Source organism: Streptomyces sp. NPDC055400, assembly GCF_053644375.1.
The window spans coordinates 374,027-386,561 of the sequence record NZ_JBSHLM010000009.1; the positions used below are offsets into that span (position 1 = coordinate 374,027).

Below are 12,535 nucleotides of genomic sequence, written 5' to 3' on the forward strand. Positions count from 1 at the left end.
TCACTCGTCCGCTGCCCGGCCGTGTGCCCACGGATCACGCCGCGCGCCAGGACCCGGCCGCAGCATCCACGGAGAGATTCACATGCCAGTCCCCCAGCCCCTCGCCGGAGCCGATCATGCCGGCACACCCGCCAATCCGCCTGCTGGGGCGTCCGGTTCACCGGCCGCCGGCGTGTACAGCAGCGTCCGTCAGCTGCGTGCCGACGCCTGGAGCTCACTGACCGAACTCGCACGCCAGTGGGCGTCCGACACCTCCAGCGCAGCTCATCGGCAGTCCACGCAGGAGGGCCTGGACGGAATCTTCCGGCAGCTGCTCCCGATCGAGAACTGCTGGGCCTTCCCGGGCAAGTCGGCCTTCGCCGAACTGCGTCGCCTGCGCGCGGCCGAGGACCGGTACGGCCTGGCCCGGCGCACGGACGAGCTGCATCGCGCCCTCGGCACGGAGTCGTACCGCAGCGCGACGCCCCGCCAGGCCGAACCGACCGCTCCGGCCGGGGAGGAGCCGCTGCCGGGCGGGGCGACGCCCAAGCCGTACTTCGAGGTCCTCGTCGTCGGCGAACTGAGCGCGGCGGAGGAGGAGGCGCTGCGCGTCTCGCTGCGCGGCCGGCGCCGCGCCGAGGACGAGTTCGTGTACGAGATCGTCGTCGCGCCCAGCTTCGAGGACGCGGCGATGGCGGTCCTGGTCAACCCCGGTCTGCAAGCCGTGGTCATCCACCGGAGGTTCGCCGACCGCTCCCCGTACGACCTGAGCGTCGTCGCCGGCCTCGTCGAACAGCCGCCGGTCGACCCGTACGCGCAGGACGGGCCCTACGAGCAGCGGGCTCAGGCGCTCGGCGCCCGGCTCCTCGAACTGCGGCCCGAGATGGACCTCTATCTCATGACCGACGGCTCGGTGGAACGGATCGCCGGTGTGCTGAGCAGCGGATTCGCCCGGGTCTTCCACGCGCGCGAAGGGCTGCTCGAACTCCACCTGTCGATCCTGCACGGCGTCCGCGAACGCTTCCGCGCACCGTTCTTCACCGCGCTCAGAGCACACAGCAGACGCCCGACCGGGGTCTTCCACGCCCTGCCCATCTCCCGCGGAACCTCGCTGCTGACCTCGCACTGGATCCCTGAGATGGTCGAGTTCTACGGGCTGAACATCTTCCTCGCCGAGACCTCCGCCACCTCGGGCGGCCTCGACTCCCTGCTGGAGCCGACGGGCCCGCTGCGGGAAGCCCAGGACCTCGCCGCCCGGACGTTCGGCGCGCGGCAGTCGTACTTCGTCACCAACGGCACGTCCACCGCCAACAAGGTCGTCGTACAGGCCCTGGTGCGGCCGGGCGACATCGTCCTGGTGGACCGCAACTGCCACAAGTCCCACCACTACGGACTGATGCTCGCCGGCGCCCAGGTGGTCTACCTCGACGCCTATCCCCTGGACCGCTACGGGATGTACGGCGCCGTGCCCGTGAAGGAGATCAAGCGCAAGCTGCTGGAGCTGCGGCGGGCCGGGCTCCTCGACCGCGTCAAGATGCTGATGCTGACCAACTGCACCTTCGACGGCATCGTCTACAACCCGACGCGGGTGATGGAGGAGTGCCTGGCGCTCAAGCCCGATCTGGCGTTCCTCTGGGACGAGGCATGGTTCGCCTTCGCCCGCTTCCACCCGGTCTACCGCCGGCGCACCGCCATGGCCGCTGCCCGCACCCTCACGGAGAGTCTGCGCGGCCAGGACCTCGACGGCCGGTACGCCCTGCAGCAGCAGGAGTTGGGGGACGACCCCGACGACGAGACACTCCTCGACCGCCGGCTCGTCCCCGACCCCGCCAAGGCCCGGGTCCGGGTGTACGCCACACAGTCGACCCACAAGACCCTCACCTCGCTGCGCCAGGGTTCCATGATTCACGTCTTCGACCAGGACTTCAGCCACCGCACGGCGGAGACGTTCCGCGAGGCGTACATGACGCACACCTCCACCTCCCCCAACTACCAGATCCTCGCCTCCCTCGACCTGGGCCGAAGACAGGCCGCGCTGGAGGGCTTCGAGCTGGTGCAGAAGCAGCTCGAACAGGCAGGAGTGCTGCGCGACGCGATCGATCAGCATCCGGTGCTCAGCCGCTACTTGCGCTTCCTGACGACACCCGACCTGATCCCGGGCGAGTTCCGGGCCTCCGGCGTGGAACAGCCGCTGCGGACCGGTCTGGCGCGGATGTCGGAGGCGTGGGAGGACGACGAGTTCGTGCTCGACCCGACCCGGGCGACCCTGCACATCGGTCTCACCGGCATCGACGGGGACACGTTCAAACACGAGCACCTGATGGACCGCTACGGAGTGCAGGTCAACAAGAGCACCCGCAACACGCTGCTGTTCATGACGAACATCGGCACCACCCGCAGCGCCGTCGCCTACCTCATCGAGGTACTCCTGAAGATCGTCGAGGAACTGGAGGACCGCAAGGACGAGCTGGGCCCGCCCGCCCTGCGCCGGCCGGACGCCGATGCCGTCCGGGACACGGTCGTCGCCCTGCCCGACTTCAGCGCCTTCCATGCCGCCTTCCGACCGGGAGGCCGTACTCCCGAAGGGGACATCCGCCGGGCCTTCTACCTGGCGTACGACGAGACACAGTGCGAGTACCTGTCGGCGGACGAGGTGCGCGAGGGCATGGCCGGCGGCCGGGACGTCGTGTCGGCCACGTTCGTGACGCCGTACCCGCCCGGATTCCCCGTGCTGGTCCCCGGGCAGGTCGTCAACGAAGCCGTACTCGACTACATGCGGGCCCTCGACACCCGGGAGATCCACGGATACCGGCCTGAGACCGGTTACCGGGTTTTCACCGAGCAGGCGCTGAAGGAGCAGCAGACGCTCCTCGAGTCCGGCAACGGCCCCTGGGCGCTGGCCTGACCGGTCCGGGCCCGTGCCGGAGCGCCCTTCTCGTCCGGCTTCGACGAGACCGGTGCGGGCACGGGGCCGAGGTCAATGCCTCGACACGCGAATTACCGACCGCTTAGTATCCGCAGGGCAGGTCACCCACCCCTTCGCGTATCCCACCACAGTCAGTCGCCGGCGTCAGCCCTGGCAGACAGCGCAGACAGCCGCGACGGAGAGGCCGCCCATGAACGGCGCGCAGTCGCTGATCCGCACTCTCGTCGGTGCCGGTGTCGAAGTGTGCTTCGCCAACCCCGGCACATCGGAGATGCACTTCGTCGCTGCGCTCGACTCCGTACCCGAAATGCGCGGCGTCCTCGGTCTGTTCGAGGGTGCCGTCACCGGGGCCGCCGACGGATACGCACGTATCGCCGGCAAGCCGGCCGCCACCCTGCTCCACCTGGGCCCCGGCCTCGGCAACGGGCTGGCCAATCTCCACAACGCGCGCCGGGCCCACACCCCCATCGTGAATGTGGTGGGCGACCACGCCACCCACCACAAGAAGTACGACGCTCCTCTGGAGTCCGACATCGAGCCGGTGGCCGGTTCGGTGAGCGGCTGGGTGCGGCGCAGCGACCAGGTCCCGGAGGTCGGGGCCGACGCCGCTGCCGCGGTGGCGGCGTCGATGGAGGCGCCGGGACAGGTCGCGACGGTGATCCTGCCCGCCGACGCGTCCTGGGACGAAGGCGGTCAGGTCGCCGGACCACAGCCCTCGCGCACTCCCGCGGCTCCCGATCCGCAGACGGTGTCATCCATCGCCGACATCCTGCGCAGCGGCGAACCCGCCGCGCTGCTGATCGGCGGCGCGGCCTGCCGTGAGCCCGGCCTCGTCGCGACCAGTCGGATCGCGAACGCCACCGGCGTGCGCGCACTGGCGGAAACCTTCCCCGCACGCCTGGAGCGCGGCGCGGGCCTGCCCGCCATCGAGCGCCTGCGCTACCTCGCCGAGCAGGCCGTCCGCCAACTCGACGGCGTCAAGCACCTGATCGTGGCGGGCACCCGCTCGCCGGTGTCGTTCTTCGCCTACCCCGGCAAGCCGAGCGACCTGGTACCGGAGGGCGCCCAGGTGCACACCCTCGCCGATCCGGCCCAGGACGTGGTCGCCGCTCTGGAAGCACTGGCCGAGCAGGTGGCAGCGGGCACCCTGCCGACCCTGGCCGAGCGGTCCGCCCCGACGCTGCCGAGCGGCCCCCTCACCGCGAACAACTGGGCCGAAGTCGTCGGCGCCCTCCTCCCCGCCGACGCGATCATCTCGGACGAGGCGAACACGTCCGGCGCGGCCCTGCCCGCGGCGACGGCCGGCGCTCCCCGGCACGACGTCCTCACGCTGACCGGCGGCGCGATCGGACAGGGCATCCCGGTCGCCACCGGTGCGGCGATCGCGGCACCGGACCGGCCGGTCATCAGTCTGGAGGCCGACGGCAGTGCGATGTACACGATCTCGGCCCTGTGGACCCAGGCCCGCGAGAACCTCAACGTCACCACCGTCATCCTCAACAACAGCGCCTACGCCGTACTGCGCCTCGAGATGCTGCGGGTCGGCGCCGACCTCTCAGGCCCGGCCGCGAAGACGCTGCTCGATCTCTCCTCGCCCGACCTGGACTTCGCCAAGATCGCGGAAGGCATGGGCGTCCCGTCGTCCCGGGCGACCACCTGCGAGGAACTCACCGAGCAGCTCCGCCACGCACTCGCAGAACCGGGCCCTCACCTGATCGACGCCGTGGTCCCGCCTCACCTCTAGGCCTGCCGGGAGCTGCCGGCCGGACTCGTCCGCGCCTCTCATCGAGTGTTCCTTCAACCTCATCTTTAGGGTGAGACTTCGACACCCCTCCGTGACCGGTCACGGGGGTCATCGGGTGTGATGGTGCATGACGTGCTTGGTGCGCGAGTAGTCGTCCAGCGTGTACAGCGACAGGTCCCGGCCGTACCCGGATCCCTTGGAGCCGCCCCAGGGGACTTCGGCGGCCAGGACGAGGTGTGAGTGACCCAGACGGATCCGACATCGAGGCGCGCGGCGATGTCGTGACTGCGGCGGGGACGAGGCGGCGTTCCTGTGGCGGGTCGAGATCGAGCGCTGCGTCCGGTTCATGGTCGCGCAGCTGCCTGATGACGATGACGCCCCGCACCTGTGGACCGCCCTGGCGGGCAGGCCCCGGCTGCGCCCCGAGGGGCGCGGGGCGCCGCGCACTGACCCGCAGGCCGGCGAGCCTCCGCCGAATCAGGCCATCGTCGACTCGCCACCCCGATAAGCGAGTTGGCCGACTGGCCGAGGCCAGGAGCAGCGGTCAGATGGCGTCGCGCACAGCCCGCTCGAATCCCTCGACATGCGCACGGGCGATCTGGGCCGCCGCGTCCGCCTCACCGGCGACGATCGCGTCGATCAGCGGTCCGTGCTCCTCGACGTGGCCGGCCATGTCGGCGAGCCGGTCGATGAACAGGCACCAGATGCGCGTGGCCAGGTTGTCGTGGCGTACGAGGGTGTCTTCCAGGTACGGGTTGTGCGTGGCGGCGTAGACGGCACGGTGGACCTTGAGGTCCAGGTGCATCAGCTCGGCCGCGTTGCCCTGCCGGGGGTCCACACCTGCCAGTTCACGGCGCACGGCCGTCAGGGCCGCACGGTCCTCGGCCGTGGCCCGCCGCGCCGCGCGGGCTGCGGCCAGCGGCTCCAGCTCCAGGCGAACTTCGGAGATATGGGCCAGGTCGGTGATGTTGACGTCGGTGGCGAAGGTGCCGCGCCTGGGGTATGTCGCGACGAGGCGCTCGTACTGGAGCCGCTTGAGCGCCTCGCGCACCGGGGTGCGGCCGACGCCGAGGGACTGCGCGAGCTGGTCCTCGTTGATGGGCGCGCCGGGACGGATGTCGAGCATCACGAGCTGGTCGCGGATGGCGCGGTAGGCGCGCTCGGCGAGGGACAGCTCCTCGCCACCGACCGCCGGCTCGGTCGCCACGTGCTGCATGAGGCCCCCTTGACCTGTCCCGTCGAGGTCCCATACCTTACCGCACAGACTGATATATCAGTTGCTCATTAGTCGGCTCTTAGAATGGTGCGCAGATGGCAACCGACGCCCAGTCGATCACCACGACCACGACTCCCGCCTCACTCCAGGCCCTCCCGCTCAGCGAGCTCGACCCGGACGTCGCCGCAGCGGTCGACGCCGAGCTGCACCGCCAGCAGTCGACCCTGGAAATGATCGCGTCGGAGAACTTCGCCCCGGCCGCCGTCATGGAGGCCCAGGGCTCGGTCCTCACCAACAAGTACGCCGAGGGCTACCCGGGGCGGCGCTACTACGGCGGCTGTGAACACGTCGACGTCATCGAGCAGTTGGCCATCGACCGGGTCAAGGACCTGTTCGGCGCCGAGGCCGCGAACGTGCAGCCGCACTCGGGCGCCCAGGCCAACGCCGCCGCGATGTTCGCGCTCCTCAGCCCGGGCGACACGATCCTCGGCCTCGACCTGGCACACGGCGGTCATCTGACCCACGGCATGCGCATCAACTTCTCCGGCAAGCTCTACAACGTCGTGCCGTACCACGTGGGCGAGTCCGACCTGCGCATCGACATGGACGAGGTCGAGCGGCTCGCGCGCGAGCACCGGCCCAAGCTGATCGTCGCCGGCTGGTCGGCCTACCCCCGCCGCCTCGACTTCGCCGCATTCCGGCGCATTGCCGACGAGGTGGGCGCCTACCTCATGGTGGACATGGCGCACTTCGCCGGGCTCGTCGCGGCCGGACTGCACCCAAGTCCCGTTCCGTACGCGGACGTTGTCACGACCACGACGCACAAGACTCTCGGCGGCCCGCGCGGCGGGGTGATCCTCAGCCGGGCCGGTCTCGCCAAGAAGATCAACTCGGCGGTCTTCCCCGGGCAGCAGGGCGGACCCCTCGAGCACGTCATCGCGGCGAAGGCGGTGGCCTTCAAGGTGGCGGCGAGCGAGGAGTTCAAGGAGCGCCAGCAGCGCACCCTGGACGGCGCACGCATCCTGGCCGGGCGCCTGCTCAGCGACGATGTGGCCGAGGTCGGGATCACCGTGCTCACCGGCGGCACCGAGGTCCACCTGGTCCTCGTCGACCTGCGCAGCTCCGCGCTCGACGGGCAGCAGGCCGAGGACCGCCTGCACCGCGTCGGCATCACCGTCAACCGCAACGCGGTGCCGTTCGACCCGCGCCCGCCGATGGTCTCGTCCGGCCTGCGCATCGGCACGCCGGCGCTGGCCACGCGCGGCTTCGGCGCCGAGGAGTTCCGTGAGGTCGCCGACATCATCGCGGGGGCGCTCAAGCCCGAGCACCTCGGCGAGGAGCAGGCGGGCCTGCTGCGCGACCGGGTCGAGAAGCTCGCCCACGCCTTTCCCCTGTATCCGCACCTGCCCCGCCTGAACGGAGACGCGGCATGACCGCCCAGCCGCAGCCGAAGCTCCCGGAACACCCGGACTTCCTCTGGCGCAATCCCGAGCCGCGCTCCTCGTACGACGTCATCATCGTCGGCGCGGGCGGCCATGGCCTCGCCACCGCCTACTACCTCGCGAAGGAACACGGCATCACCAAGGTCGCGGTCCTGGAGAAGGGCTGGCTGGCCGGCGGCAACATGGCCCGCAACACCACCATCATCCGTTCCAACTACCTGTGGGACGAGAGCGCGGCGATCTACGAGCACGCGCTCAAACTGTGGGAAAGGCTCCCGGAGGAGCTGGACTACGACTTCCTGTTCAGCCAGCGCGGGGTCCTCAACCTCGCGCACACCCTCCAGGACGTCCGCGAGGGCATGCGCCGTGCCAACGCCAACCGGCTCAACGGAGTCGACGCCGAATGGCTCGGCCCGGACCAGGTCGCCGAGGTCTGCCCCATCCTCAACGTCTCGCCGGACACCCGGTACCCGGTGCTCGGCGGCACCTTCCAGCCCCGCGCGGGAATCGCCAAGCACGACCACGTCGCCTGGGCGCTCGCACGCCGCGCCGACGAGATGGGCGTCGACCTGGTCCAGGGCTGCGAGGTCACCGGCTTCGTCAAGGACGGCGACAAGGTCGTGGGTGTCGAGACCAACCTCGGCCGCATCAACGCCGGCCGGGTCGGACTCGCGGCCGCCGGACACAGCAGCGTGCTCGCCGAGCGGGCCGGAATCCGCCTCCCGGTCCAGTCCCACCCCCTCCAGGCGCTCGTCTCCGAGCTGCACGAGCCGGTCCACCCCACCGTCGTCATGTCCAACCACGTCCACGTCTACGTCTCCCAGGCCCACAAGGGCGAACTGGTGATGGGCGCGGGCGTCGACTCGTACAACGGCTACGGGCAGCGCGGTTCCTTCCACGTGATCGAGGAGCAGATGGCCGCCGCCGTCGAACTGTTCCCGGTCTTCGCGCGGGCGCATGTGCTGCGGACCTGGGGCGGCATCGTCGACGTCACACCGGACGCCTCGCCGATCATCAGCGCCACTCCCGTGGAGAACCTCTTCGTCAACTGCGGCTGGGGCACGGGTGGTTTCAAGGCCACGCCGGCCGCCGGCTGGACCTTCGCGCACACCATCGCGACGGGTGAGGCGCACCCGTTGAACGCCCCCTTCGCCCTGGACCGCTTCACGACGGGCGCACTGATCGACGAACACGGCGCCGCGGCCGTGGCCCACTGAGAGGACGCTGCTGCGATGCTGCTGATCGACTGCCCATGGTGCGGTCCCCATAACGAGAGCGAATACCACTACGGGGGCCAGGCCCACGTTCCGTACCCCGAGAACCCCGCCGACCTCGACGACGGGCAGTGGGCCGAGTACGTCTTCTACCGCGACAACCCGAAGGGCCCCTTCGCCGAGCGGTGGATGCACAGCCACGGCTGTCGCCGCTGGTTCAACGCCCTGCGCGACACCGTGAGTTACGAGGTGCTCGCCACCTACCGGCTCGACGAGCCGCGCCCCGAACCCCACGTCAGCGACCCGGCCGGAGAGCAGCGATGACCGACCAGCAGTTCCGGCTCGGCGACGCAGGCCGCGTCGACCGCACCACCTTCCTCCACTTCACCCTCGACGGACGGGAGCTGACCGGCCACCCGGGCGACACCCTCGCCTCCGCCATGCTGGCGAACGGCATCGTGGAAGCCGCCCCGTCCCTCTACCTCGGCCGTCCCCGCGGCATTGTCTCGGCGGGGGTCGAGGAGCCCAACGCCCTGGTACAGCTCGGCGGTTCATGTTCGGAGGGCATGCTCCCCGCGACGACGGTGGAGTTGTACGACGGCCTGTCCGCGACGACGCTGTCCGGGATGGGACGGCTCGACCCGACCCCCGACCCCGCCGTCTACGACAAGAAGTACGTCCACACCGACGTCCTGGTGGTCGGCGCGGGCCCGGCCGGGCTCTCGGCCGCCGCTGCCGCCGCCGAATCCGGCGCGAGGGTGATCCTGGTGGACGACCAGCCCGAGCCCGGTGGTGCGCTGCTGTCCGGACGCACTCGGCTGGAGTGGGTTGCCGAGGTCCGCGCGGCACTCGATGCCGCGCCCGAGGTCACTGTCCTGACGCGCACCACCGCGTTCGGGTCGTACGACGACAACTACGTCCTCGCCCTGGAGCGGCGCACCGACCACCTCGGAGCCGACGCACCCGACCCTTCCTCGGGCGTCTCGCGCCAGCGGCTGTGGCACATCCGCGCCCGCCGGGTCGTCCTGGCGACCGGCGCGCACGAGCGCCCGCTGATCTTCGCCGGCAACGACCGTCCCGGCGTGATGCTGGCCGCGTCCGTACGCACGTACATCAACCGGTACGGCGTGACTCCGGGCAGGCGAGCCGTGGTCGGCACCACCAACGACAGCGCGTACGACACGGTCGCCGATCTGCACGCGGCCGGGATCGGCATCGCCGCCGTCGTGGACGCGCGCCCCGAACTGTCGCAGCGGGCCGCCGAGATCGCGGCGGCGACCGGGGTCCGGGTACTCACGGGCAGCGCGGTGGTAGCCGCCGCGGGCGAGTCCCGGCTCACCGGCGTCACCGTCCAGGCCCTTGATGCCGATGGCCGACTCGTCGGCGAGGCCGAAGAGTTCGACTGCGACCTGCTCGCCGTCTCGGGCGGCTGGAGTCCTGTCGTCCACCTGCACAGCCAGCGCCAGGGAAAGCTGCGCTGGGACGACGACCTGGTCGCGTTCGTACCCGACGGCACGGTTCGGCACCAGCAGATCGTCGGCGCGGCACGTGGGACGTACGGTCTCGACGGGGCGCTGGCCGAAGGCGCGCGGGCCGGTGCGCTGGCCGCGACCGAAGCGGGGTTCCCCGTCCCGGTACCCGCGGCGCCGTCCGAGGACCCACGCCCCGACGTCCGCGCCCTGTGGCTGGTGCCCTCCCCCGCCGGCGAACCCGGCACCTGGGACACCCACTTCGTCGACCTCCAGCGCGACGTCACGGCCGCCGATGTCTGGCGGTCCACCGGCGCCGGCATGCGCGGTGTCGAGCACGTCAAGCGCTACACCTCGCTCGGCACCGCGAACGACCAGGGCAAGACGTCCGGCGTCAACGCGATCGGCGTGATCGCCGAAGCCCTCGGCGCGGGCGCGTCACCCGGCGAGATCGGCACCACGGCTTATCGGGCGCCGTACACCCCGGTGGCCTTCGCGGCCCTGGCCGGGCGTGAGCGCGGGGACCTCTTCGATCCGGAGCGCACCACGTCCGTCCACGGCTGGCACGTCGCCCACGGCGCCGAGTTCGAGGACGTCGGGCAGTGGAAGCGGCCCTGGTACTACCCCCGGCCCGGCGAGGACATGGAAGCGGCCGTCGCCCGCGAGTGCCGCGCGGCCCGTGAGGGCGTGGCGTTCATGGACGCCACCACCCTCGGCAAGATCGAGATCTGGGGCGCGGACTCGGGCGAGTTCCTCAACCGCGTGTACACCAACGCCTTCAAGAAGCTGAAGCCCGGCATGGCCCGCTACGGCGTGATGTGCAAGCCGGACGGCATGATCTTCGACGACGGCGTGACGCTGCGCCTCGACGAGAACCGCTACTTCATGACCACCACGACCGGTGGCGCCGCCGGAGTCCTGGACTGGCTGGAGGAGTGGCTGCAGACCGAGTGGCCCGAACTCGACGTCCACTGCACCTCGGTGACCGAACAGTGGGCGACGGTCGCCGTCGTCGGCCCGAAGTCACGTGACGTCATCGCGGAGCTGGCCCCCGAACTCGACGTCTGTGCCGAGGCGTTCCCCTTCATGGCCTTCCGCGAGACGACCCTGGCCTCCGGCGTCCCGGCCCATGTCTGCCGGATCTCCTTCTCCGGTGAGCTCGCCTTCGAGATCAACGTCTCCGCGTGGTACGGCCGGGCCGTCTGGGAGCAGGTGTACGAGGCCGGACAGCCTTACGACATCACCCCGTACGGCACCGAGACGATGCACGTCCTGCGCGCCGAGAAGGGGTTCATCATCGTCGGCCAGGACACCGACGGAACCGTCACCCCGCAGGACGCGAACATGGACTGGGTGGTCTCCAAGCGCAAGGACTTCATCGGGAACCGGTCCTACTCCCGCGCCGACACCTCTCGCCCCGACCGCAAACAGCTCGTCGGCCTGCTGCCCACCGACCGTGCGACGCGGCTGCCCGAAGGGTCCCAACTCATCGCACAGGACACGCCGTTGACCCCCGAGGCGGGGCCGGTTCCCATGCTCGGCCACGTCACCTCCAGCTACCACAGCGCCGCACTCGGCCGCCCCTTCGCCCTCGCTCTCGTCGCCGGCGGTCGGGCCAGGATCGGCTCGACCCTGCTCGCCCCGGTGGGCGACGACCTGGTGCCCGTCGAGGTCACCGACTCCGTCCTCTACGACCCCGAAGGGACCAAGCGCGATGGCTGAGCGCACGAACGAGGCGCGCACGGGCCTGTTGGCCCTGCGCGTGAGCCCCCTGGCGCATCTCACGGAGCGGATGCGGGACGCCGCCGTCACCGGGGCCCGCGGCGTCACGCTGGCCGAGTGGCCCTTCGTCAGCATGGTGAATCTGCGCGTCGACCCCGCGTCCGCGGCGGCGATCCGCGTCGAGAAGACCCTGGGGGCACCGCTCCCCCGCGAGCACGGCGAGACCACCTCATCCGGCGCCCACACGGTGCTCTGGCTCGGTCCCGACGAGTGGCTCGTGCTGTCCCATGCGGAAGAGGACGTTGCGGCCGCCGAGTTGAGGGAGGCACTCGCTGCGGATCCGGGCTCCGTGGTCGACGTCTCGGCGAACCGCACCACCCTCGAACTGAGCGGCCCGGCCGCCCGGCAGGTGCTGGAGAAGGGCTGCCCGCTGGACCTGCATCCTCGGGTCTTCGGTCCGGGCCGGGCGGTGCCGACCACGGTGGGGCCGATCGCGGTCCTGCTCTGGCAGGTCGACGACGGGCCGACGTACCGGCTGCTGCCGCGTTCGTCCTTCGCCGACTACCTGGCGCGCTGGCTCATCGACGCCATGAACGAGTACCGCGACCCCGAGCTGCCTTGATCGCGTCGAGCACGTTCGACGTGTACGTGGTCCGCGTCGGCCCCTCCTCTCACACGGTGGGGCCGACGTGGGGCGGCGACCGGCCCGGCGCTCCGTCGGACGCCGGGCCGGTCGCCCCACGCGACCTCGGCCGGGACATGAAGGCCATATGCCAGGAGGCCGCCCTCGGCAGCCTCGCCGTCAACGTCAACGAATGCTGAC

The 12,535-nt window shown here is 70.8% G+C and carries 9 protein-coding genes; 8 read left to right on the forward strand and 1 reads right to left on the reverse strand.

Annotated features, from left to right (window positions below; genetic code table 11):
- Positions 1-82 precede the first annotated feature (82 nt).
- Together ACWIGU_RS25230 and ACWIGU_RS25235 are read left to right on the forward strand one after the other, a co-directional pair.
- Entirely contained in the window at positions 83-2,884 is a 2,802-nt protein-coding gene (locus ACWIGU_RS25230; protein WP_454403964.1) for an aminotransferase class I/II-fold pyridoxal phosphate-dependent enzyme, read from the forward strand.
- A 211-nt stretch (positions 2,885-3,095) separates the two neighbouring features.
- Positions 3,096-4,649, forward strand: coding sequence for an acetolactate synthase large subunit (locus tag ACWIGU_RS25235; protein WP_454403965.1), 1,554 nt, complete (start codon positions 3,096-3,098; stop codon positions 4,647-4,649).
- Between the two features lie 544 nt (positions 4,650-5,193).
- Here the strand turns inward: ACWIGU_RS25235 and ACWIGU_RS25240 are convergent.
- Positions 5,194-5,865 carry a GntR family transcriptional regulator gene (locus ACWIGU_RS25240; protein WP_326777813.1) on the reverse strand — a complete coding sequence of 224 codons (672 nt, stop codon included), beginning with the start codon at positions 5,863-5,865 and terminating at the stop codon, positions 5,194-5,196.
- Between the two features lie 95 nt (positions 5,866-5,960).
- Between ACWIGU_RS25240 and glyA the strand changes: the two genes are divergently transcribed.
- From glyA to ACWIGU_RS25270, 6 genes are read left to right on the forward strand one after another with little or no spacing between them, the layout of a single operon-like run.
- The gene (gene glyA, locus ACWIGU_RS25245) at positions 5,961-7,298 is read left to right on the forward strand and encodes a serine hydroxymethyltransferase (RefSeq protein ID WP_454403966.1); all 1,338 of its coding nucleotides are present in this window, start codon (positions 5,961-5,963) and stop codon (positions 7,296-7,298) included.
- Positions 7,295-8,524 carry a sarcosine oxidase subunit beta family protein gene (locus ACWIGU_RS25250; RefSeq protein ID WP_454403967.1) on the forward strand — a complete coding sequence of 410 codons (1,230 nt, stop codon included), beginning with the start codon at positions 7,295-7,297 and terminating at the stop codon, positions 8,522-8,524. The genes glyA and ACWIGU_RS25250 overlap by 4 nt, the downstream gene beginning before the upstream one ends.
- Positions 8,525-8,539: 15 nt before the next feature.
- On the forward strand, positions 8,540-8,845 hold the full coding sequence (locus ACWIGU_RS25255; protein ID WP_454403968.1) for a sarcosine oxidase subunit delta: 306 nt from the start codon (positions 8,540-8,542) through the stop codon (positions 8,843-8,845).
- A complete protein-coding gene (locus ACWIGU_RS25260) occupies positions 8,842-11,712 on the forward strand; it encodes a sarcosine oxidase subunit alpha family protein (RefSeq protein ID WP_454403969.1) in 2,871 nt (956 codons plus the stop codon). The genes ACWIGU_RS25255 and ACWIGU_RS25260 overlap by 4 nt, the downstream gene beginning before the upstream one ends.
- Positions 11,705-12,334 carry a sarcosine oxidase subunit gamma gene (locus tag ACWIGU_RS25265; protein ID WP_454403970.1) on the forward strand — a complete coding sequence of 210 codons (630 nt, stop codon included), beginning with the start codon at positions 11,705-11,707 and terminating at the stop codon, positions 12,332-12,334. Before ACWIGU_RS25260 ends, ACWIGU_RS25265 begins: the two co-directional genes overlap by 8 nt.
- Entirely contained in the window at positions 12,331-12,534 is a 204-nt protein-coding gene (locus ACWIGU_RS25270; RefSeq protein ID WP_454403971.1) for a hypothetical protein, read from the forward strand. Before ACWIGU_RS25265 ends, ACWIGU_RS25270 begins: the two co-directional genes overlap by 4 nt.
- The last annotated feature ends 1 nt before the right edge of the window (position 12,535 follow it).